Annotated in this window: 21 protein-coding genes and 1 tRNA gene; 9 read left to right on the top strand and 13 right to left on the bottom strand. The window is 47.4% G+C overall.

Features of this window, described 5'->3' with window-relative positions; all coding sequences use genetic code 11:
- Window positions 1-95: 95 nt before the first annotated feature.
- Window positions 96-887 carry a TIGR00282 family metallophosphoesterase gene (locus TY09_RS05965; protein WP_042431948.1) on the bottom strand — a complete coding sequence of 264 codons (792 nt, stop codon included), beginning with the start codon at window positions 885-887 and terminating at the stop codon, window positions 96-98.
- Window positions 888-1,101: 214 nt separating this feature from the next.
- Complete coding sequence (gene rny / locus TY09_RS05960; RefSeq protein ID WP_035316422.1) at window positions 1,102-2,661, bottom strand: ribonuclease Y; 1,560 nt, start codon at window positions 2,659-2,661, stop codon at window positions 1,102-1,104.
- Window positions 2,662-3,184: 523 nt separating this feature from the next.
- On the opposite strand from rny, the gene thrS reads away from it, so the two are divergent.
- Window positions 3,185-5,122 carry a threonine--tRNA ligase gene (gene thrS / locus TY09_RS05955; RefSeq protein ID WP_042431942.1) on the top strand — a complete coding sequence of 646 codons (1,938 nt, stop codon included), beginning with the start codon at window positions 3,185-3,187 and terminating at the stop codon, window positions 5,120-5,122.
- Window positions 5,123-5,494: 372 nt separating this feature from the next.
- A tRNA-Gly gene (locus tag TY09_RS05950) sits at window positions 5,495-5,568 on the top strand.
- Between the two features lie 223 nt (window positions 5,569-5,791).
- On the opposite strand, the gene TY09_RS05945 is transcribed toward TY09_RS05950, so the two are convergent.
- From TY09_RS05945 to TY09_RS05900, 10 genes are all read right to left on the bottom strand, one after another.
- Entirely contained in the window at window positions 5,792-6,568 is a 777-nt protein-coding gene (locus TY09_RS05945) for a hypothetical protein (protein WP_042431940.1), read from the bottom strand.
- A gap of 30 nt (window positions 6,569-6,598) precedes the next feature.
- On the bottom strand, window positions 6,599-7,489 hold the full coding sequence (locus TY09_RS05940; RefSeq protein ID WP_042431937.1) for a hypothetical protein: 891 nt from the start codon (window positions 7,487-7,489) through the stop codon (window positions 6,599-6,601).
- 158 nt (window positions 7,490-7,647) lie between these two features.
- A complete protein-coding gene (locus tag TY09_RS05935; protein WP_042431934.1) occupies window positions 7,648-8,367 on the bottom strand; it encodes a hypothetical protein in 720 nt (239 codons plus the stop codon).
- A 21-nt stretch (window positions 8,368-8,388) separates the two neighbouring features.
- Window positions 8,389-9,396 carry a hypothetical protein gene (locus TY09_RS05930; RefSeq protein WP_042431932.1) on the bottom strand — a complete coding sequence of 336 codons (1,008 nt, stop codon included), beginning with the start codon at window positions 9,394-9,396 and terminating at the stop codon, window positions 8,389-8,391.
- Between the two features lie 270 nt (window positions 9,397-9,666).
- Window positions 9,667-10,020 (bottom strand): hypothetical protein, encoded by a 354-nt coding sequence (locus TY09_RS05925; RefSeq protein WP_042431929.1) that lies wholly within the window; start codon window positions 10,018-10,020, stop codon window positions 9,667-9,669.
- A 2-nt stretch (window positions 10,021-10,022) separates the two neighbouring features.
- Window positions 10,023-11,261, bottom strand: a complete 1,239-nt coding sequence (locus tag TY09_RS05920) for an MBL fold metallo-hydrolase (protein WP_042431927.1) — start codon at window positions 11,259-11,261, stop codon at window positions 10,023-10,025.
- A 62-nt stretch (window positions 11,262-11,323) separates the two neighbouring features.
- A complete protein-coding gene (locus tag TY09_RS05915) occupies window positions 11,324-11,749 on the bottom strand; it encodes a MotA/TolQ/ExbB proton channel family protein (protein ID WP_042431925.1) in 426 nt (141 codons plus the stop codon).
- A complete protein-coding gene (locus TY09_RS05910; RefSeq protein ID WP_042431923.1) occupies window positions 11,749-12,471 on the bottom strand; it encodes a WG repeat-containing protein in 723 nt (240 codons plus the stop codon). The genes TY09_RS05915 and TY09_RS05910 overlap by 1 nt, the downstream gene beginning before the upstream one ends.
- A gap of 1 nt (window position 12,472) precedes the next feature.
- The gene (locus tag TY09_RS05905) at window positions 12,473-12,961 is read right to left on the bottom strand and encodes a hypothetical protein (RefSeq protein WP_042431920.1); all 489 of its coding nucleotides are present in this window, start codon (window positions 12,959-12,961) and stop codon (window positions 12,473-12,475) included.
- A 96-nt stretch (window positions 12,962-13,057) separates the two neighbouring features.
- Window positions 13,058-13,861 (bottom strand): hypothetical protein, encoded by an 804-nt coding sequence (locus tag TY09_RS05900; RefSeq protein ID WP_042431919.1) that lies wholly within the window; start codon window positions 13,859-13,861, stop codon window positions 13,058-13,060.
- A 571-nt stretch (window positions 13,862-14,432) separates the two neighbouring features.
- Between TY09_RS05900 and TY09_RS17860 the strand changes: the two genes are divergently transcribed.
- The 6 genes from TY09_RS17860 to TY09_RS05870 all read left to right on the top strand — a co-directional run bounded on the left by TY09_RS17860 (window position 14,433) and on the right by TY09_RS05870 (window position 18,810).
- A complete protein-coding gene (locus TY09_RS17860) occupies window positions 14,433-14,783 on the top strand; it encodes a helix-turn-helix domain-containing protein (RefSeq protein ID WP_074432612.1) in 351 nt (116 codons plus the stop codon).
- A gap of 455 nt (window positions 14,784-15,238) precedes the next feature.
- Window positions 15,239-15,670: a hypothetical protein gene (locus tag TY09_RS05890; protein WP_042431915.1), complete on the top strand. Its 432-nt coding sequence runs from the start codon at window positions 15,239-15,241 to the stop codon at window positions 15,668-15,670.
- The gene (locus tag TY09_RS05885; protein WP_242841444.1) at window positions 15,663-16,097 is read left to right on the top strand and encodes a ribbon-helix-helix domain-containing protein; all 435 of its coding nucleotides are present in this window, start codon (window positions 15,663-15,665) and stop codon (window positions 16,095-16,097) included. Before TY09_RS05890 ends, TY09_RS05885 begins: the two co-directional genes overlap by 8 nt.
- A gap of 82 nt (window positions 16,098-16,179) precedes the next feature.
- Entirely contained in the window at window positions 16,180-16,434 is a 255-nt protein-coding gene (locus TY09_RS05880) for a hypothetical protein (RefSeq protein WP_042431910.1), read from the top strand.
- A gap of 83 nt (window positions 16,435-16,517) precedes the next feature.
- A complete protein-coding gene (locus TY09_RS05875; protein ID WP_042431908.1) occupies window positions 16,518-18,185 on the top strand; it encodes a recombinase family protein in 1,668 nt (555 codons plus the stop codon).
- A gap of 199 nt (window positions 18,186-18,384) precedes the next feature.
- Window positions 18,385-18,810 carry an NUDIX hydrolase gene (locus TY09_RS05870; RefSeq protein ID WP_042431906.1) on the top strand — a complete coding sequence of 142 codons (426 nt, stop codon included), beginning with the start codon at window positions 18,385-18,387 and terminating at the stop codon, window positions 18,808-18,810.
- A gap of 602 nt (window positions 18,811-19,412) precedes the next feature.
- Here TY09_RS05870 and TY09_RS05865 read toward each other — a convergent pair.
- Window positions 19,413-20,636 carry an MFS transporter gene (locus tag TY09_RS05865; protein WP_042431905.1) on the bottom strand — a complete coding sequence of 408 codons (1,224 nt, stop codon included), beginning with the start codon at window positions 20,634-20,636 and terminating at the stop codon, window positions 19,413-19,415.
- A 107-nt stretch (window positions 20,637-20,743) separates the two neighbouring features.
- Here TY09_RS05865 and TY09_RS05860 point away from each other — a divergent pair, with 107 nt between their 5' ends.
- Window positions 20,744-21,643 (top strand): helix-turn-helix domain-containing protein, encoded by a 900-nt coding sequence (locus TY09_RS05860; RefSeq protein WP_042431903.1) that lies wholly within the window; start codon window positions 20,744-20,746, stop codon window positions 21,641-21,643.
- Window positions 21,644-21,667: the final 24 nt, after the last annotated feature.

Genomic DNA, 21,667 nt, shown 5'->3' with positions numbered 1-21,667 from the left:
AACCTCCCGCCTCTAAGTTACACCTCTATCATAAAACAAAAACTAGTATTTGGCAAGAGATTTTTTGTTAAAATAAATCAGAAAAAATTATAACACTATTCAATATTTGTCGAATATGTCTTGATTTGCACCCTTTCAACAGAAATTGCGTTTCCTTTTCGAACATCTACAGAGAAAATTGCGCCCTCCATTCGACAGGGACCGTCGGCCACATCGAAGCGAACCGGCATGTGCGTGCGCAGCTTTTGGATCACAAGCTCGGGCTTTACGCCGAGCACGGAACGGATCGGGCCCGTCATGCCAAGATCGGATAGAAATGCGGTTCCCTGCGGCAGAAGCTGCTCATCGGCAGTCTGCACATGCGTATGCGTGCCGAATACCGCGGTCACCCGGCCATCCAGATAATACCCCATCGCGCCCTTTTCCCCGGTGGCCTCCGCATGAAAATCCACCAGGCGTATCGGCGGCAGGTCCGGATCGCTGAGAATCCGGTCCATGGCTGCAAAGGGGCAATCGAGGCTGTCCATGTAAGAGGTGCCCATCAGGTTGATCACCGCTATCTGCACGCGGCCAAGGTCTACCACGCACACACCGTGCCCGGGCACGCCGCTGGGAAAATTCGCGGGGCGCAGCAGGGTTTCGCACTGGTCGTACAGCTCGTAGCTTTCTTTGCGGCGAAAGCTGTGATTGCCGGTCGTGATCACATCCACCCCGCTGGAAAACAAAAATTCTGCCGAAGCAGGAGTGATGCCGTTGCCGTCCGCGGAGTTTTCACCGTTGACAATCACCAGATCGATCTGCCTTTCCTTTTTCAGGCGGGGCAGCTGTTCGCGCAGAAAACGACAGCCGATGCTGCCCACAACGTCGCCTATTGCCAGAATATTCATTCATTTCACTCTTTCTATCTGTTGAAAAGTATGGCGATTCTGCCGCTTCAAAGCTTCAGGAAGAACCGCCGGTTTGAATGTGTAAAAAAGATCTCTTGTATTCTATTTTACACCATCCGCAGAAAATAACACAAGGGGCAGCGAAGAAAATCCCGCTGCATATAATAAAGAGAGGGAACAAAACTGTTCCCTCTCCCTTTTTGCCGCAGGCCGGTTACTTCGCGTACTCGATTGCCCGGCTTTCGCGGATAATATTGACCTTGATCTGCCCGGGATACTCCAAGTCCTGCTCGATCTTGTCACAGATCTCGCGGGCCAGCAGCACCATGCGGTCATCGTTGACCACGTCGGGCTTTACCATAATGCGAATCTCTCGGCCGGCCTGAATCGCATAGCAACGCTCCACCCCGTTGAAGGAGGAGGCCACGGCTTCCAGTTTTTCCAGCCTCTTGATGTAGTTTTCCAGATTTTCGCGGCGGGCGCCGGGGCGCGCGGCGGAAATCGCGTCGGCCGCCTGTACCAGGCAGGCGATAATGGTTTTCGCCTCTACGTCGCCGTGATGGGCCTGAATCGCGTGGACAACTGCTTCGCTTTCTTTATACTTTCTCGCTACGTCTACGCCGATATCAACATGCGAGCCCTCGATTTCGTGGTCGAGCGCCTTGCCGATGTCGTGCAGCAAACCGGCTCTGCGCGCCAGTGTGGGGTCCAGCCCCAGCTCCGACGCCATGATGCCGCAGAGATACGCCACCTCAAGAGAGTGGTTCAGCACGTTCTGACCATAGCTGGTGCGGTAACGCAGCCGTCCCAGCAGCTTAATCAGTTCGGGATGGATTCCGTTCACGCCGGCTTCAATGACGGCGCGTTCGCCCTCCTGCTTGATGGTCGCATCCACCTCTCGGCGGGCTTTTTCAATGGTTTCTTCAATGCGGGCAGGATGAATCCGGCCGTCGGAAATCAAACGCTCCAAAGCGATGCGGGCAACCTCTCGGCGCACCGGCTCAAAGCAGGACAGCGTGATCGCTTCCGGCGTGTCGTCGATAATCAGGTCAACACCGGTCATCGTTTCAATGGCGCGGATATTGCGTCCCTCTCGGCCGATGATGCGGCCCTTCATATCGTCGTTGGGCAGCGGCACCACAGAAATGGTTGCCTCCGCCACATGGTCGGCGGCACAGCGCTGAATCGCCAGCGAGATGATCTCGCGGGCGTTATTTTCCGCTTCTTCTCTGGCCTGCTGTTCAAACTCCCGTATTTTAACGGCCTTTTCGTGCGTCAACTTGTCCTCAAGGCTTTTCAGCATATATTCCTTGGCCTGCTCTACGGTGAAGCCGGAAATGCGTTCCAGCATATCAAACTGGCTCTTTTTGACAGCCTCCGCTTCGGCAAGCCTTTCATCCGCTTTTTTGTTCTTGGTGTTGATCGCGTTCTCCTTCGACTCAAGCCCCTCTAGCTTTTTGTCTAAGGTTTCTTCCTTCTGCTGAATTCTGCGTTCCTGCCGCTGGACTTCTTTTCTGCGTTCGTTCAGTTCTCTCTCCGATTCCGTTCTTTGCCTGTGAATCTCGTCTTTACCCTCAAGAATCGTTTCCTTTTTCTTCGCTTCAGCCGCTTTGATGGCATCGCTTACGATGCGCTTGGCTTCCTGCTCGGCCGAACCAATCACGGACTCCGCGACTTTCTTTCTATGGCCTATCCCTGCGAAAAAAGCAACTATTCCAAAAATAACAGCGCAACCGAGCGCTATTATCAAACATAACCATAGGGGAACATTCAAATTACGGACACCTCCTTGCTGTGAATTTTTTCATATTTTTTAGTTCAAATTAATTTAGGCTGGGTGCGTCAATCCCATAGATGTGCCGTCAGGCGCATCTTATTTCTAATTGTATTACTTTTACAGCCCCTCTGTCAAGAAATTTGATGCGGGAGCCGGACAAAATCGTGAAATATCACGAAGTCGTTCCCTTGACAAGGCCGCCGCCGGGTGGTAGTATGGAGTCAGATATACAGAAAAGCGTTGAAAAGAAGATCCGATTCAGTGCTTTGCAGCAGAGAGCGCCCGTCGTCGGCTGAAAGCGGGTGCGGCAAAGAGAATTTGGATTACCGTCTTGGAGCGCGCGCCGAATAACCGCTCCCGGTTTAAGGCGTGACGGCCGGCACCGTTATCAGCCGCAAGGAGGGCAAAGCTGTTATGTTTTGCCGAACCGGGTGGAACCGCGGGATCACAAGTCTCGCCCCAGGAATTTGGGGCGGGGCTTTTTTTATATCCAAAATGAACCGATTCAGGAGGAAGCACCATGATTAAAATAGTACTGAGAGACGATGTCAAAGAATATGAATCCGGAATTACCGTTGCGGAAGTGGCCAAATCCCTTGGCGCGGGCCTTTACAAGGCTGCCTGTGCCGGGCGTGTAGACGGCAAGGTAGTTGATCTGCGCACCCCGCTCAGCGAGGACTGTTCCGTCGAAATCCTGACCTTTGAGCAGGAGGAGGGCAAGCAGGCCTATTGGCACACCACCTCTCACATTATGGCACAGGCCGTGAAACGCCTGTTCCCCGAAGCGAAATTCGCCATCGGCCCGTCGATCGAGCGCGGCTTTTATTATGACTTTGATCTGCCCCGCACCCTGACCCCCGAGGATCTGCCGAAAATTGAGGCGGAAATGAAGAAGATCATCAAAGAGAATCTGCCGATCGAGCGGTTCCTTCTTTCCCCTGCCGAAGCAAAGAAGCTGATGGAGGAGCAGGAGCAGCCCTACAAGGTAGAGCTAATTGAAGAACACGCGGGCAAGGGCGAGGATATTTCGTTCTACCGCCAGGGTGAATTCGTTGATCTGTGCGCAGGCCCTCACCTGCTTTCCACCGGCGGCATCAAGGCGGTCAAGCTGACTGCCGCAACCTCCGCCTACTGGCGCGGCGATTCCAAAAACAAGGCGCTGCAGCGCGTGTACGGCATTTCGTTCCCCAAGGCATCGGAGCTGGAGGAATACCTGGCGAAGGTGGAGGAAGCCAGAAAGCGCGACCATAATGTGCTGGGCCGCCAGCTCGAATACTTCACCACCGTCGATTATATCGGCCAGGGCCTGCCGATCATGCTGCCGAAGGGCGCGCGTGTTCTGCAAACCCTCCAGCGTTTTGTAGAGGATACCGAGAAAAAGCGCGGCTATCTGCTGACCAAAACTCCGCTGATGGCAAAGAGCGATCTGTATAAGATCTCCGGCCACTGGGATCACTACCGCGAAGGCATGTTCGTGATGGGTGACGAATCGAAGGACAAGGAAGTATTTGCCCTGCGCCCGATGACCTGCCCGTTCCAGTATCAGGTCTTTCTGAACCGCCAGCGCTCTTACCGCGACCTGCCGATGCGTCTGGGTGAAACCTCTACCCTGTTCCGTAACGAGGATTCCGGCGAGATGCACGGCCTGATCCGTGTACGCCAGTTCACCATTTCCGAAGGCCACCTGATCTGCACCCCCGAACAGCTGGAGGACGAATTCAGAGGCTGCGTGGAGCTGGCTAACTTCATGCTGAAAACACTCGGTCTGGATGAAGACGTCAGCTACCGCTTCTCACAGTGGGATCCGAATGACCGCGTGAAATATATCGGCACTCCCGAACAGTGGGATGAAGCTCAGGGCGTGATGGAACGCATTCTGAATCATCTGGGTCTGAAATATTCCATCGGTGTCGGCGAAGCTGCGTTCTACGGCCCGAAGCTCGACATTCAGATCCGCAACGTACACGGCAAGGAAGACACTCTCATCACCATCCAGATCGACCAGATGCTGGCCGAGAAATTCGGCATGGAATTCGTGGATAAGGACGGCGTGAAAAAGAATCCCTATATCATCCACCGCACTTCTCTCGGCTGCTACGAGCGCACCTTGGCCCTGCTGATTGAAAAATACGCCGGTGCCCTGCCCATGTGGCTGATGCCCGAGCAGGTTCGTGTGCTGCCAATCAGTGAGCGCCTGCACGATCAGGCCGATGAGATCAAGCGTCAGCTCGAAGAGGCCGGACTTGAAGTCACCTGCGACCACCGCAGCGAGAAGATCGGCTATAAGATCCGTGAGGCGCAGCTCGAAAAGATCCCCTATATGCTCGTCATTGGGGACAAGGAAATGGAAAACGGCGTTGTGGCTGTGCGCAGCCGCCGCGACGGTGACATCGGCACCATGCCTTTGTCGGATTTCATCGCAAAAGCGGTGGAAGAAGTTCGTACCAAGGCGAAATAATTAGTTTATTGGCAAAATTTGCCTTTTATTCCCTCGGCATTTCAGTGAAGCCTGGCAGGATTCCCGCCGGGCTTCACTTTTTTATTTCACGTTTTTTAAATTATGTAAACCAATAAATAATGCAGCTTTCCACCTGTCGTGTGAATAACTGATGGGGAAAACGGAGTAAAAGAGCCTGATTTCCCATGTTGTCCACGCTTGTTTGTGGAAAACTCTGTGGAAAGTGTGGAATAAAAAGGAAATCGTTCGTTTTCTTAAAAATATTATGTTAAGTAAAGCAAAAAGGAGTGAATATTTTCAAAAAATACCTTGAAATCAAAATGGGAATATGATAAAATTCAAGAGTTCTAGGACAAATTGAATCATCTATTTGCGGATGTAGTTTAGTGGCAGAACTTCAGCTTCCCAAGCTGACCGTGTGGGTTCGATTCCCATCATCCGCTCCAAAAAGACATAGCTTCCGTCAAGCCCACCGTATCATAGGGACAATTTACGAAAAGCAAGCTGAATACGGAAAAAATGATAATCCGAACCTCGTCCCTGCTGGAGATGAGTTCGGATTATCGTTTTACTTTTACTGTGAAACAGCAAAAAGGACGATGGCCCAAAGGCCTTCGTCCTTTTTGCTATAATTTCAGATAGATTACGGCAAGACTTGAGGATATAGTTTTATTCCATTGGGCTTCGGTTTTCCCAAGCCCCAATAATCGTAAGCGCATGGGTAAGCTCGCTTGGATCAATCGCCAGATCTTCCGAAATGTGATGGAGGGAATTTCCACACGACAGATGTGCAAATATTTCGCGTACCATTACACCGCCCTTCAGCTTGCCTGAAGGTATGAGCTGCATCGGCTGCTCTGCGAGAAATATCTCTGCGGGCAACCGAAGATAAAACGGGCTGTCGGCATCAATGCTTTCTTTATCCCGTATGATGATAATATATTCTATTGAGAAATTGGCAGAGACAATGAAATGACGCATGATTTTATACCAATCAAAGCCAACAGAGGAAATACAGAAGCATAGTTCTTTAGATGGTGTAACCGTTTGGTTCATACCCCCATAGTGGGTCTGCAGAAATTCCTGATTGAGTTCGGCCGTAACTGCGTTGCATAGGGCAGTTAAATCCAGTTTGCCTGTAATATCTGTGATAATCGTCTTGATTTCTTCTGCGTGTGTTATGATAAATTCGTGCGACAGGGTACAGTTTGGCTTTTGTAAGAGAAAGTCGGGTACATCAGAAATAGCATCGCTGTCAACAGAAGCAGAAGCGATCCATGCAGCGACCATTTTCAGCACAAGCTTCCGGGATTCCTCATGCTGCGTATTGGTATGCAGCCATTCCGCCGTAAGCAAAGTATCCCCTATGGTTTGAGGATTTGCGCCAATATACTGTGAGCAAGGGAACGCCTTGCCGTCGTTGCGAAGCATCCATATGGTATTCATTCGTTACCTCCTGCTCAGGAAAATATAAAATTAGACATGAGGCATACCAACTGCAATTCTTTTTGGTAGGTCATCAATCGCATCAAGACCTTTTTCATATAAAATCAAATCATCACCTAACTCTGTATGTATTGCCTCAAGTGATCTACAACTGTTTTCCGTATTGGATTCCCCGTAGACCAGCAATTTCGTGCATTTGTATAATGTAAGATTTCCTGAGTATATCTCGCAATCGAAAAGTTCATTCATGACGCTTAAATATTCTCTATAAGCGGTAAGGATGCTGTCCTCTCTGGCTACTATGTTTGCATTGTATTTGTTGAGTTGATTTGCTACCTCGAGACTGTTATATAATTCGCCGTGAGACTGCCCTGTGTATTTCTTTTTGATTCGACTATCTTGAGCGCCCTTTGCTTCGACGAAGTAAAGTATACCGGTGTTTTTGTCAAGGAAAAGCAAGTCCACCTGTGTATTGGTATAAATTTTATTGCCGCTCAGGCAAAGTTGGGGAAACCCGATCTCCATATCCAGCAGGATCATGCTGGAAGCCAGCTTGATATATGGTGAAAACTTACTGTAAAGCCCCGCGAGCTCAGTGCGTTCCCTGTTTACACCGCTTACGGTTTCAGACCATTGCTGGCATTCTTTTTTAATTTCTTCATAAGCAACCTGGTTAACGGGATAAAAAGGAGTTTTGTCTCTGTTTGCTTTCGGTATTCCGTTGATGTTCCCAATATATTCGCAAAGGCGCGCACCTTTGTAGTAAAAGTGAATACTGCCGTCAAACCGGAGCGCAGGAAACACCTCTCCCAATGCAATATCTTTTTTCAGAAACTCAAACCACGGCATTTTCTTTAATTGTTCAATTCCCAGATGTCTGTTATGCTCTGTTCTATAGAAATTTCGCTCAAATTTTCCCATGTTAACACCTCCCATATGTAATAATTTCTATAAAAATTTTACCATATTCCGCAAAAAAAGCAAAGATTAAAGTTATCTATAGCGCAGAGCAGTTATTTATCCGTTTATTTCACAGGCATATACCCAATAGCGCACCACACCTCATATGTAATCCGGCTTTACATGTCAATGAAAAATCGAGAAGATGTCCCATAATCTTCAAAGGTGTAACTAATTCCATTTTCCTGAACGGTTGCTCCTTTTAAGGTCTTGGTCATAACTTCCGTCACTTTATCAGATGACCATTTTGGATTTAAAGCACTTACAAACTTGATTGCACTCATAGGAATTCCTTTTGAACCGTTTGCAGAAATTAAAATAATGGATTTAACGTGACCACTTTCTTCAACAATTTTGCATTGAACACCATTTGGCCGCGGTGCGGCATCCGGACTGTCTTTGACATAAATCAAATATGAATTATCTGACATATTATTCGTAGGAACCAGTTGATATCCAACCGGCTGCATGACATTGGATAAATTGCTAAACAACTGCTTTTGTGTAATGTTTCCCGTGCTTGCGCTGGGAGCAGCAAAGGCAATCGTAAGAAGAATAATCGTAACAACAGCGGGTACTGCCTTGGCTTTTCCTTTTACAACACGGAAAATCAGCCAGCCGCAGGCTGCGAAGCCAGCGACAAACGCAATTCCTTTCATGCCAAGAATAGTTGCCAAACAGCCTAAAATTCCGATCAAAACCAAAACTGCGGCAATTTCTTTCCTCGATTTACCCTTTGGAGTATCTGCTTTTGATGATGCTGTAGCTGTGCCCGCTTGTAATATTGATTCTGACACAGTTGCTTGCGGGGTGTTCAGCAACTCTTTATTAACATTCATAATAAGCTCCTTGATCTTCAGTTAATGTGATTCCAGATGCTTTTGATATTCCACGCAGTGTGCTTCTTTCAGCAATTCCGCTAAAGTGAGAGGTGTTACGCGGTAAGAAAAAAGCCTGAATTGGCCTTTCAATCTAGATATGGGGTTAAAAAGCGTGTCAAAAAACAGTTTTTCGACTGACATGGGGTCTTGCTGTCCTAACCGCTTCATCAAATCTCCGATTTCGCGCAGGATACCCTCCTCTGGCGGCAGTTCGTCATGAAAGGCATTCAGACGGGTCCATTTTAACGTCATAACTGAGTTTTCCCCCAATTCCAACGTATCTAAGTACCCGTCATGAAGATAACCCAGATAAGCATATAATGTTCCGTTGCCGTCAAGTTCCTGATAAAAGAAACCATGCCGGGAAACACCGTCCACTTCCAGACAGACCAAATCACCGTTTTCAAACGGAAGAAGGCAGCACAAGTACAGTTTGGAGTCAAATAAGTCGTCTATATCTGGAACATGTATATTATCCGTTTCCGACAGCGGGTTAAACGACAGCATATCGTCGTCGATCCAAAAATCGGTTGCCCTAAGTTGTCCGTTCAATGGCAGCAAATGATATTCAATCGGATTGGTAAGGCCTTCATTGGTCGTTTTCTGCCAGAATTCTGCCAGATAAGAGGATGCTGTTTTGTCGTTCGCGGCTTGCTCCAACACCTGTGTAAAGGTGGCATAGGGAATCGCGCCAACCAGTTCGTCCGTATTGAAAAAAGCTTTTACGAGAAAAAAGCTGCCGGATGGCTGCTCCTTCATCAACCGTAGCGCCAGCCGATAAACCTCTATCGCCCGACTCATGAATTCCTTTTCCCGTTCTTCGGATGCTTCTGCTTCCAATTTCAGAAGCGCTTCCAGCTTTTCTTCCAAAGGGCGTGGCGCATCGTGAATCAGCTGATATTTTTCCGTCACGGTAAACACCCGGTTTTGACGAAAATATTCTGCCACCTCCAAAGATGGAATCCAGCCATAAATATCAAAGCTCATTTTAGTTTTCCCCTTTGTCTACAGCATATCGGACAACCATATAACTATCCGTTCCGATCACAGAATCATGTCGCACAGCATCCCATGAAAAGTCTGGCAGAGAAGAAAAAGGAGAAAGTATCACGGCCACCTCATCCAGCGTTTCATTTTCGCAGCAATGGACACAGACCGCAACGGATTTCACTGCATATCGGCGCAAATACTCCGCTAGCGTTTCCGCTTCACCTTCTGTGATCTTTCTTTCCGATGGACAGGTTTTTTCGTCCCTGCTCAGTGTTTTTTACTCCGATTGCTCAACGCGCTTAATAGCCATGTGATCGCTCCGCCGATTAAAATCAGCCACAGCGTCATAAGTAAACCGTGCAGCACGCTTTTGGAATCCCGATAGTTTGCCAAAAATAGCAGAAGAAAAATACCTCCCGCAATCAAAACCAAAATAACCCCATGTACTGGGCTGTCGGCATCAAGCACAGCCAGCCACAAAAACAAATCTGCAATACCGCCGATTACCCTCCAAAAGGTGAGCGCGGAGCATCCGTGGGTACGCTGTAACCATGGATTATAATACACACCGAATGACACGACACCAATCACGGATAAAATGGCAAGCCAACCTTCCAGCATTTTTACACCTCCCATCTTTCGCCGTCGCGCAGCATCAGGCAGTTTGGATGAAGCGATTCGAACTGGGAACGGTCGTCGGCGTCACAGTGGATGGGGATGAGCGCTTTCGGTTCCAGCCAGCGGATAAACTCCTGAATCGTGTTGCGATAGGCATGTCCGCTGCTATGCAGGCTAACCACATTCATCTTTCTATCTTCGCAAAAAGTCAGAAGCTTCTGTACAGCTGATGTCTGCCAATAGCCCTGCCACATGGAGTAAATCAGCAGATTTTTTTCAGAGACGGGGCGGCTGCCCAGATACTTTTTCAAGAACGGCAGCATGGAGGTTCGCACAAAAATCACCTTTTCCCCCGGAATCTTCGCCAAGCTTCCTGCGCTCAGAAGTTCTCGTCGTTCAAAATAGCGCTGAAAATAGGCATATGTACGCGGCGTTTTTTCTTTGCTGGTATAGTTTCCTACAAAGCGTAGGGCGTTTTCCTCACGCGGCGCACGAACCGCCGTTAAAAACAAATCCTCACACACCGTTCTGCCTGCAGCTTTCGCAGCCCGATGCATGGCGCAGATCCTTTCTTCATTTGTAGAGGAGCACAGGACGAACACGGTGCCGTCGTATTGCTTCATTAAAGCATAAGCCCACTGTTCTACCTCATATTCGTCCTGCAGAGCGTTTTTACCCTGTTTTTCTGCGCGAATATTGGTTCCTTCACTGATGAGAACATCCAGCTTTCCCGTCAAGCCAAGCAGTCGTCGGATTTCCACCGGAATATTCTCCACCGCCCGGTAGTCCCCGGTGTAGAGGATATTTTTTCCGTCTGCCTGAATCAGAAACATATAAGCGTCCACTGCGGAATGATCGACACCGATTGGGGTTACACGCATATCGTATAGCTGAATTGGCTGACAGTTTGTGAAATGAAAATTAATATTAGGGCGGGGGCTGTTGGTAAAATCAGCAATGACGTCTAAAATGCGATGTGTTTCTACCCCGGAAAAAATCGGAATCTCCGGCAGAATCCGTTCCACCAGTCCGCAGTGGTCGTTGTGATGATGACTGAGGAAAACCCAGTCAAATGCGGGGGTTCCATAAGTAAGCCCTTCTATCTCGATAGGGTCACTTGCCTCCTTTTCATCGAGAGGCGGCAGATTGGCACCCGCGTCAAAAAGGATTCGGGTTTTCTCTGTCCCGATTTCAATCAGGTTTCCCCCTATTTGTGTGGTTCCCCGGTGGATTTTGATATACATTCGCTTCGTCCTTTCTTGTTGACTGCACTTTATCTATATCTATATGAATTTCTCAACAGGATTTACAATGATTTTCCCTTTGTTTGCTCCAACCGGGATGCTTCCCGGTATACTAATGCGAAATCCGCACCAAAATAACCATGCAGCTCTTTCCAGAATCGTTCCGATGTCTGGCAGGCTTGCAGAAGCAAAAAGCCCTTTAAAATGATCATTGCCTGTAAACAATCCTTGCCGCGGTAATCGCCTGCTGCCAGATAGCCTTCAAAGCGTTGTTCCAATTCCGCACTGTCCAGTCCATCCAGAATATCGAGCAGACAGGCTTTAATCAGCGGGTTTGTTTCCCGCTCCAGAAAAGGTTCCAGCGCTAAAAAACCGTCTGCCCGCGCCACCGTAAGAAAGCGACTAAGCTTGCTCATGGTTTGCAAGCATTCGGTCTTTTCCTCATAACTACACAACAACCTTGCGGAAAGGTAGGCTAACTCTTTCATCAACAAGCTCCCTCCAATTTCTGAATTAAATGCACGGCTTCCCGTTTGAGCATGGTAACGTTGGTAATGAGCCGTCCATCCCGGCTTGCCACACCGAATTTTCGCTTGCGTTGCAATATCATATAATCCCCATAAGTTTGCGGGCGAGTGGTATAGCTTCGCGGGTGGGCTGTCAGATGATCCTCCAATATCTCGCCATACCGATCAAACAGAACCACCTGCCTATCCCGTATGGCGCTGATCCCTCCATAAAACGTAAACCAGCCTGCGGTGAGGTCAAAGCAGCCATCCAGATCAATTCTGTCGTAAACAAAGGGGAGGATTGGCTCATTTTTCCTATTTACCACCCCCCACTTTCCATGTTTGACCGCAAAATATCCATTTGAAGAAGGTTCACGCTTGGCATCCTCGTATTCAAACGGAATGACCGTCTGTCCCTGCGCATTGATATATCCATGCAAACCATTTTTCACAGCATGGCTTACCATATAATCTTCAAACAGCGTGTCCGTATAGTCAAATTGCAGAGGAACCACAATCTCGTTGGTCTCTCCGTCCATCAAGCCCCATTTCCCGTCAGATTCTATCGGCAGCAAATAGAGACCATGAAAATCATAATATAAATTAAGTTCGGATTCCGGGTAAACGTGGCTGCCGGAAATAAACCCTCCAACAGTTTTTTCGCTTAGTGTGTAAATACAACACCCTTTTTTATAATCCATACTAACTCCTTATAAAGGTTTCCAACCCATAAGTGTCCGGAATTTCGTAGCTGTAATGTCCGGGCTCACCCCACGGGTCCGCCGGTTCGTAGCGGATGCGGTAGCCGATTTTAAAAAGCTCGGCAAAGTCCCGCTGCCTTGTGCGGTCTGATAAAACCGGATAATGCTCTCGATACCAGCCTACGGGATATTCTCCGTCCATCTCTACCATTAATGTGCATAACCGTATGATTTTTTCAAGGTACAATTTGCGCGTCCTGTTTTGTGGAAACTGAGGTGCACGAAACTGCGCATCAATTAAAACGAACGCCTTTCTCTTTTGGGAGTAACGGATGTGTAGAACTCCCGCCTGCTTGAGCAGCAAAATATCCCGGGAAACGGTCTTTTCGCTGACCGGCAGTAAATCGGTGATTTCCCTAAAAGAAACCTCACTGCAATACCGGAATAGATGAAAGACGGAAAGAATGCGGGAGGTCTTGGTCAATTCCATGCGTTTTTCCTCCTTGCTGTTATAAGTTTATCATACCACATTTGCGGATAAAAGACATACGTATTGTCGATAATTATATCCTTCATTGCAACACCCTTACAAATATTGCTGAAGAAACTGAAGCTGCATTAGCTGTAACTCGGTGTATTCCTGACCGGCATATGCTTCAAGCTCACTCTCGTGAATATGATCATAGTCTGGCATACAACCGCATTCGATTTGTTCAAAGGGATATAGTAGATATTCATTTTCCCATGTAAACACATTTTTAGCATCGCAAAGGCGTCCTGCGTTCGCGGCCACCAAATAAAGTTTTTTCGGCTCGCTTTTTAGGCGAACGACCTGTCCGACCGAGAATTTCACTCCGGCGTCTTCCTCGTAATCCGAGGGCATACGATAATAACCGCCCCCGCCTCTTGATTCTAAACGGCTGATCAAAACACCGGTATAATCGAATCGGTACTCTATGTATTCGCTCTGCTGGCTGCAAAGCTGATACAAATCTGTTTCGGAGGGGATTGAAACATGGCTTTGGGGGAAGACGAGCTGCCGGCCCCAATCTTGGCACTTCTTAATCCAATTTTGGGTCTCTTTTTCATCACTGGGATTTGAAAATAGCACGTGTTTGGGATATTGTTCTTTGACCATAAACAAATAATTAACTTTGTCCCTGACAAAAACGTCGAATGATTTGTTTTGATCTGCGGTGAACTCTTCTTTCAGTCGTTCGATTTGACGGGTGAGTTCCTCCTGTCCCGCCTGAACGGCAAACTCCATCCGATCATATACTTCGCAGAAAAAAGATGTAGGGTCGCATCTCTCCCACATACAATCGTTGTATGCCCAAAGAAATACGGTGAATATTTTTGTGCTGTACGCTGCAAAAGGATTGTCCATCATTTGATATCCTCCAATAGCAAAAATCATTAGCTTTTGAAGGGAGTATACCACAGGCTGATTTTCACATTTAGACACACGTAATGTCGCGATACAGTTTGAAAAAGGCGACTGCTAAGGCAAATAGACCCCTATCCATTAACATCTTCCACATCCGGCAAAGTGCCGTCCGCAAAAAAGTGGGCGGCACTTTGCATTTTGTTTTTGTAGCCCCCCTTATGAAATCGGCTTAATAGTAAGGGGATATCTTTTCAACTAAAAATAATTTCGTCCAACACCCCTGTGAAATTGGCTTAATAGTAGAAGGTTTTTTACAGGGGTAAAATTTTGTCCGTGCAACCCATGCCCGAAATCGGCTTAGTAGTGAAAGCACCTTGTGAATTTCAAAAATAGTTCCGTACAGCAGTCATCTGGAGCGGGATAAATATGTAGAAGATAAAATTTTTCCGCTCACCTGTGCTACGAGATCGGCTTAATAGTGGGGGGATAAAAAATTTCGAAATTTTATGGCTCACCCCCTCTCCTGAACCGGCTAAATAGTAGAGGGACTTTTCAACACAAGGGGGATAAGAAAATGAAGCAAGAACCATTCGTCATGCTGCCAAGAAAAATCTTTGCATATCGGCTGCCGCCAATCGCTTTTGCCGTCTATTGCTACCTGCTGTGCTGCCATAACAAAACAAAGGGCTGCTATCCCAGCAGGCAGACCATCGCCAAAGCCTGCGGTATCTCTGACAGCTCCGTGGGCCGCGCGGTCAAGCAGTTGGAGAAGCATAGCCTCATTAAGGTGAATCATAACTTCGGCGACGGTCGCCAGCGGAACAATTCTTATGAGTTGCTCTCTCTGAACACCCCCTCGGTTCATAGTGAACCCTCTCCCTCTGTCACACAGCGATGGGATAAAACAAGAGAGAATAAAGAATGACCCAAGTAATAAGAAATTATTACAGAAAAGAAGAAATAGGAAAAACTCATGTATGCCTTTTGCTTTCTGAGAGTGCGTAAAAGGTCCTCACGTTGCCCTCTGTGTCGCCCCGTGTGCCGCTTTGACCGGTTGGGTGGCATCCCTGCACCGAATCAGAGCAAAATCGCAGTATGAGGGCTTTGTGCAGGGCGTGGGCAATAACCTCTCTCCCCACACCACTATTTCCTATGGCCAAAGGGATGAGCAGGATAAAGTCAGGTGACCGCAAGCGGCCCCTCTGACAGTCACAGCGTCCCGCAGTGCGGGGCGCGGAGCGGCTTTTTACGGTGGTCGGTTAAGGTGCTCTAAATCAAAACAGGTATTCCTCCGGGAAGTCCAAAAAGCAGAACGTCCAGCAATTCCGCAGTTTTCCCGGACATCCGTAACGGAAATTCAATTAAAAGGAGATTTGTACCATGAATGACAGCAACAAAGCAAAAGTAGGGATTCACATGAAGCCGGAGCTCACTGCCCGAGTGGATGCGGAGTATCCCCTGTATGACTACCCCAGCCGCAGTGCCTTTGTCTGTGCGGCAACCGAATTCTATCTCGGGTATCTTCACACCCAAAGCGATACGGATTACATGAACAAAACCACCCTCACGTTTCTGGAAAATCAGGTGACCAAGCTGGACGCCAAGCTCTGCCGCCAGCTGTTCCGCCTGTGCGTGGAGCTGTCCATGGTGGCTCATATCACTGCAGCCACTGTTCCCGGAGTCGATGAGGAAACGCTGAAACGTCTGCGCAATAAGTGCGTCAAGGATGTAAAAAACACCATCGGCAATATCCGGTACGACAGCATTTACGCTTACCAACACGCAATGACCGAGGAGGATGACGATGCGTAAGACAGAAAAAATAACGGTATCCCTGCCGGGCGATACCATCCGGCTGACCGATGAAACGTATGCGGTTTTCGGTTTTGCGAGCCGCTCCGAGCTCATCAATGCCGCCATCCGCGAGTACCTCACCCGTGATATGCTGCGGCAATTCACCGGTGAGCTGACCGAGATTTATCAAAAAATTGAACGCAGTGAAATCAAGGCGCTGGAGCAGCACCTCTCCAAGCTCTCCTATAAAATTGCCGTGGAGCTGGCACAAATCCAGATGCTGCTGGCAACCGCCATGGAGATTCCCTATGATATTGACCGCAGCCTGCGAGGAAGGGCTGTCAAGCAGGTGAACCAGCTGAAAGGATTCGTACCTCTCTCCAAAGCGGTGAAAGAGGCCGAAGAAATTGCGGGAATCGGAGAGATATCCGAAGATTACGTTTGACCACAAATCTTATGCCGCCCTTCTCCGGCGGCAGTACATACACCGGCATCTGTTCGGGGAAACAAAAAAGGAGAAATGCAGTATGAAAGAATTGAAGAACCACGGCGACTATGCCTCAAGCAACCCTCATACCTTATCCCCCTTTGGCTATCCCGTCCTCACCTTTGAGGATGCACAAACCATCATTTCTGAGGAAGGATTCTTCCGGGAACGGGAGATGGTTCTGGAGGGGAAGCCTTTCAAAATTCGTTCCTTCTTCCTGCCTGTGTCTTCTGAAAGCGCCACCAAGAAGCTGCTCCGCCTCATTGATACGGAGTTTCCGGAAAGGAACCGTTAATTTCTTCTTTGGAATAGACTTGTGCGAATCGTTGCGGTATGATGTGTAGTACCGTATTCGGTTTGCCGGAAAGGAGCTTACAGATGAAACAGGCAAACGAAAAATACACGATTTTATACGCAAGATTAAGTCAGGATGATGGCAGTCAGGGGGACTCCAACAGCATTCAGAACCAGCGGATGATGCTGGAAAAATACGCAAAGGACAATGGATTTGAGAATGTGAAATTCCTTTATGACGACGGCTACTCGGGCACGAACTTTCAAAGACCGGCTTTTCAGGAGATGCTTGCGCTGGTGGAAAACGGCGAGGTGGGTACTATTATCGTCAAGGACATGAGTCGGTTTGGGCGTGAGTATCTCATGGTCGGGCAGTACACGGAACTGATTTTCCCAAGCTACGGTGTGCGGTTTATCGCAATGAACGATGGCGTGGACAGCCTCTATGGAGACAATGAATTTACGCCGTTCAAAAATATCATCAACGAGTGGTATTCAAGAGACTGCAGCAAAAAGGGAAAAGCCGCCGCCAAAATTAAAGCGGAAAGTGGAGCGAGGGTTGGCTCCAGACCGCCCTTCGGGTATCAGAAAGACCCCGCCAATCCCAAGCGCAAAATCATTCCCGATGAAGAAACGGCGCCGATTGTTAAATACATTTTTTCTCTCTGCATGAGTGGAAAAGGTCCTACCCAGATTGCAGTGCAGCTTCGGGAGGAGCAAATTCCCATCCCAGCTTATTACTATTACAAGAAAAATGGAGTTAAGATTATCGGATTCGACCCTGTCAAACCCTACTACTGGTCATCCGCAACCGTAGGAAAGATACTGGAGGATGAGGTATACCTTGGGCACACCGTCAATCTCAAATTCACTACCCTGTCCTACAAAAACAAGAAGCGTGTCAAGCGTCCCGAGTCGGAAAGGATTCGGATTGAAAATACGCATGAACCACTGATAGACCAGACCACTTGGGATATTGTGCAGGACATCCGCAGACACAAACGCCGTCCGGCCAAAATGGCGGAGCAGAATATTTTTTCCGGGCTGCTTTACTGCAAGGATTGCGGAAAGGCGATGGTGCTCAGTCGGGCGCATACAATGGACGCCGTCAAAAACAACTTCCAATGCGCTACCTACAGGAAAAGAGGCAAGGAAACCTGTTCCGGACATTACATTCGGGAGAATCAGCTTGCCGCCATCCTGCTGGATGATCTGCGTAGGGTAACGCATTTTGCAAGAAAGAACGAACTGCTTTTTGCAGAGCATATCACGCAGAAAAACGGAGCTGAGATTCGCAGGGAGATCGCCAGGACAGAGCGGGAGCTGGAAGGGTTCAAGCGCAGGGACACCGAGCTGACTGCCTTATTCAAGCGGCTCTATGAAGATAACGTCCTTGGAAAAATCCCCAACGAGGTGTTTCGAAAGCTCAGTGGCGACTATCTGACAGAGCAAAAGGAAATCCAGACCGCCATCCCCAAAAGAGAAGCCGATCTGGAAAATCTGCGAGCATCGGTCACCAATGTCAGTGCTTTCATTGAAAAGGCAAGGCAATACACAGAGATCAATGAGCTCACCGCCGAAATCCTGCACCTATTCATTGAGAGAGTGGAAATCGGTGAACGAGAGGAAAAATGGTCTCACACCGCTCCGCAGGAAATCAGTATTTACTACCGGGATATTGGCTTGATGGATATGGATGCTGAAAAACCTGATGAACCCAAAGCGACAAGCAGCTCGCCAGAAGTCGCGTAAAATGGCAATCGACAGACAGCGGAACCCACTGTCTGCCGATACACGCCTCCCACTTCACCACAGTTTAGAAAATGTCCCTATGAAACCGTGGAGAAGGGGAAGGTATGTCTTTCTTTATGTAGAGACATATGATATTCTGGACTCAGAAGATTGCATCCTGTAGATAGAGGCGATTGTGATTTATTTGAGAGGTACGAATATGCTACAAGTTAAATTCTATGAAAATGTAGAAGACAGGCTACTGAAATTTGCGGTCATCGTTTCAAAGTATAATGGACAATGGGTGTTTTGTAAGCATAAAGATCGTGATACCTATGAATGCCCCGGTGGACATCGCGAACCAAATGAAAATATAGATGATACAGCAAAAAGAGAATTATGGGAGGAAACAGGAGCCGCTGATTTTGATTTGCGGCAAATCAGCGTTTATTCCGTATGTGATGATGAAAATGAAACGTACGGAATGCTGTATTACGCTGACATATATAAATTGGGGACTTTACCAGCTCTGGAAATTGAAAAAGTAGTATTGTTAAACGAATTACCCTGCGAATGGACATATCCTCTTATTCAGCCAAAACTAATTGAACAAATTGAAAGAACCATCTTGACGGAACGAACGTGACACGAGATAAAATTGTAATTTGTAGAATAGATATTAAAGAATTTCTGCATAGCCGAAAATCTTTTTTGCACTATTGCTCCAATGAAAAAACCGCATCAGACCTCCGTTTTTCGGTAGTTTGATACGGTTTTATTTATACTCATTTCATAGTAAGACATATTTAAAAATAATAAAAATGAAAAAGATACAAGTCAAAATGCAAGTCAAAAATCTACGTCCTTATCCATAACCGGAAGATAAGGGCTCTTTATGCCGGACGCTTTACCAATAATCAATTATTTGCGCCTCGCCTAAATAAATTTAAAAATTTGAATTACGCTCAAAAAAAAACCGTAACTCAATTTATTTAAACTATGGAGGATCGTTACATCAATTCAGTTAACCAAGCGAGCATAAATTATCAAATTAGTTGGCACAGGTCTTTGTCAACAACCAAACCAGGTGCACAATGATTCCCACGCCTGTAAATTAAAAGTCCTCACTGTTCCTCGGGGCCGGCCTTTTTATATGCCGGGAAATCGAGCCCAGAAAAAGTAGCAAAAGAGAACAAGAGGAGAAATCCACACCGGATACTATGGCTTTGCCGCACATACTCCGTTGTGCTACTCTCCCTCTTCCCTATATTCGCTGTGTATCTGCAAATCAACCGTCAATGTTCTTTCCTGTTTTACCCTTTTCAACAGCAGCTCGTGCATCACAAACATCAGAGCCAATATCACAAGCAGATACAGTGGCAGCAACGCCACACTGATATTATTTGCGATCACCCCAAACAGCGGCGGCATGAAACAAGTTCCTACATAAGCACTGGCCATTTGTGCGCCAATAATGGCCTGTGACCTATCAGCACCAAAGTTTGCAGGGGTGGCATGAATGATGCAGGGATAAATCGGCGCACAGCCAAGACCGATCAAAATCAGCCCGATCAGTGTGCCATTTTCGTTGAATGGCAGCAGTAAAGCAGTGATCCCAATTAAAATAATACACTCGCCCAAACGCACCATGCTTACATCATGAAGCTTCATCGTGAGAAAGCCGGATAATCCCCGACCAATGGTAATCCCGATAAAGAACAGGCCGGCAAAACCTGCTGCTGTTTCTGCCGAAACCCCTTTGTAAAGCACCAGATAGCTGCTTGCCCATAAACCGACTGTCTGCTCTATGGCACAGTAACAAAAGAATGTGAACATCACTTCCCTTGCACCGGGAATCCTCACAATCTGCTGCAAAGAGAGGGCCTTTTCCGTACCCTGACCGCTTTTATTTTCTTCCGCTGCAGCCCTGCCTTCCCAAAGGGGCAGACTAAACAGCAAAACAGCAGTGAGCACAATTTGCAGAACTGCAATGTATCGATAACCCATACTCCAACTTTGTCCGCCAGTCAAGGCATAACCCATAATGTATGGGCCTAAAGATGCACCAATACCCCACATACAATGAAGCCAGCTCATATGACGGCTTGCGTAGTGCAAAGCTACATAATTGTTCAGTGCTGCATCGACACTTCCGGCCCCCAGACCATATGGAATCGCCCATAAACACAAACTCCAAAAAGAATGACTGATAGAAAAACCAAACAATGCAGTTGCAGTCATTGCTACACTGATTGCAGCAATCTTTCCTGTTCCAAGTTTCCGAGTAAGCCTGTCGCTTTGCAAACTGGAAATAATTGTTCCAACCGCAATGATCATTGAAATGATGCCTGCATAAGAAACAGGGACGCCGAATCCGCCATACATTGACGGCCATGCTGAACCAAGCAAAAAATCAGGCAATCCCAGACTGATAAAGGCCAAATAGATAACGAACAGCAATAGATGAACCATATTGTATTCCTCCGCATTTTACGATATGATTATATCATCATTATCGATGGAGATGTATCAATATATCTCCTATTTTATATGAGAATACCTTCAATTTGGAGGGATATATGGTCTTATTAAAATGCAACCTGAAAACAAATAAGCAGGGCAGAGAGATAAATGACCACGGCTCTGCGCTTTTTCCGATTGCTTGTTATGATGAAGATCTTTCCTCTGACCCAGTTCCCTGGCATTGGCACGACGAATTGGAAGCAATCGTCATAACGGAAGGCTGTGCCATTATTTTTGCGGGTTCCGAACAATTCACTGTAAAACAGGGAGAGGGCTTTTTCATCAATGCGGGGATCCTCCACGCTGTGTATATGCAGAAACCAGTTGGGTGCCGTCTTCATTCCATTGTATTTCACCCCCGTTTGGTAGGGGGAAGTATCGACAGTATCTTTTGGCAGAACTACATTCAGCCTTTGCTGCAAAACGCAGCGCTGAAATGCAGCCATTTTGACCACTCTGCTCTCTGGCATCAGGAAATCATCTGCACCATTGAAACAGCATGGGAAAGTACCTTAACGGAGAACGCAGGATATGAATTACAAGTGCGAAACGCTTTGTCGCAATTGGTCTTTCTGCTCAACAGCAACTGTCCTTCTGTTCAAAGCCGCCCCTCTGACAAAGAGTTTCGGGATGCAGACAGAATGAAAACCATGCTTCAATACATACAAGAGCATTATTCGGAGGAATTGAATACATCGCGAATATCAAAAAGCATCATGGTAAGCAAAAGCGAGTGCTTGCGCTGTTTCCATCATATGATTGGGATTCCGCCGACTCAGTATGTAAAACAGCTGCGCATTCAAAAAGCCGCTGACCTGTTATTAACCACAAATAAAAAAGTGGGAGCGATCGGTGCAGAATGCGGTTTTCCGGACACCAGTTATTTTACAAAAACATTTCGTGAGATGATGGGTTACACCCCTGGCAAATATCGGAAACAAAAGACGCAAACCTAAAAACAGGATGCAGGTTATGACGGC

It is taken from the genome of Faecalispora jeddahensis (assembly GCF_000577335.1).
GTDB classification, from domain to species: domain Bacteria; phylum Bacillota; class Clostridia; order Oscillospirales; family Acutalibacteraceae; genus Faecalispora; species Faecalispora jeddahensis.
This window is presented reverse-complemented; position numbering and strand designations above follow the sequence as displayed.

Coding starts and splice junctions, on each gene's coding strand:
- TY09_RS05965 (WP_042431948.1), bottom strand. CDS start 887: ATGAATATTCTGGCAATAGGCGACGTTGTGGGCAGCATCGGCTGTCGT.
- thrS (WP_042431942.1), top strand. CDS start 3,185: ATGATTAAAATAGTACTGAGAGACGATGTCAAAGAATATGAATCCGGA.
- TY09_RS05945 (WP_042431940.1), bottom strand. CDS start 6,568: ATGAATACCATATGGATGCTTCGCAACGACGGCAAGGCGTTCCCTTGC.
- TY09_RS05940 (WP_042431937.1), bottom strand. CDS start 7,489: ATGGGAAAATTTGAGCGAAATTTCTATAGAACAGAGCATAACAGACAT.
- TY09_RS05935 (WP_042431934.1), bottom strand. CDS start 8,367: ATGAATGTTAATAAAGAGTTGCTGAACACCCCGCAAGCAACTGTGTCA.
- TY09_RS05930 (WP_042431932.1), bottom strand. CDS start 9,396: ATGAGCTTTGATATTTATGGCTGGATTCCATCTTTGGAGGTGGCAGAA.
- TY09_RS05925 (WP_042431929.1), bottom strand. CDS start 10,020: ATGCTGGAAGGTTGGCTTGCCATTTTATCCGTGATTGGTGTCGTGTCA.
- TY09_RS05920 (WP_042431927.1), bottom strand. CDS start 11,261: ATGTATATCAAAATCCACCGGGGAACCACACAAATAGGGGGAAACCTG.
- TY09_RS05915 (WP_042431925.1), bottom strand. CDS start 11,749: ATGAAAGAGTTAGCCTACCTTTCCGCAAGGTTGTTGTGTAGTTATGAG.
- TY09_RS05910 (WP_042431923.1), bottom strand. CDS start 12,471: ATGGATTATAAAAAAGGGTGTTGTATTTACACACTAAGCGAAAAAACT.
- TY09_RS05905 (WP_042431920.1), bottom strand. CDS start 12,961: ATGGAATTGACCAAGACCTCCCGCATTCTTTCCGTCTTTCATCTATTC.
- TY09_RS05900 (WP_042431919.1), bottom strand. CDS start 13,861: ATGATGGACAATCCTTTTGCAGCGTACAGCACAAAAATATTCACCGTA.
- TY09_RS17860 (WP_074432612.1), top strand. CDS start 14,433: ATGAAGCAAGAACCATTCGTCATGCTGCCAAGAAAAATCTTTGCATAT.
- TY09_RS05890 (WP_042431915.1), top strand. CDS start 15,239: ATGAATGACAGCAACAAAGCAAAAGTAGGGATTCACATGAAGCCGGAG.
- TY09_RS05885 (WP_242841444.1), top strand. CDS start 15,663: ATGCGTAAGACAGAAAAAATAACGGTATCCCTGCCGGGCGATACCATC.
- TY09_RS05880 (WP_042431910.1), top strand. CDS start 16,180: ATGAAAGAATTGAAGAACCACGGCGACTATGCCTCAAGCAACCCTCAT.
- TY09_RS05875 (WP_042431908.1), top strand. CDS start 16,518: ATGAAACAGGCAAACGAAAAATACACGATTTTATACGCAAGATTAAGT.
- TY09_RS05870 (WP_042431906.1), top strand. CDS start 18,385: ATGCTACAAGTTAAATTCTATGAAAATGTAGAAGACAGGCTACTGAAA.
- TY09_RS05865 (WP_042431905.1), bottom strand. CDS start 20,636: ATGGTTCATCTATTGCTGTTCGTTATCTATTTGGCCTTTATCAGTCTG.
- TY09_RS05860 (WP_042431903.1), top strand. CDS start 20,744: ATGGTCTTATTAAAATGCAACCTGAAAACAAATAAGCAGGGCAGAGAG.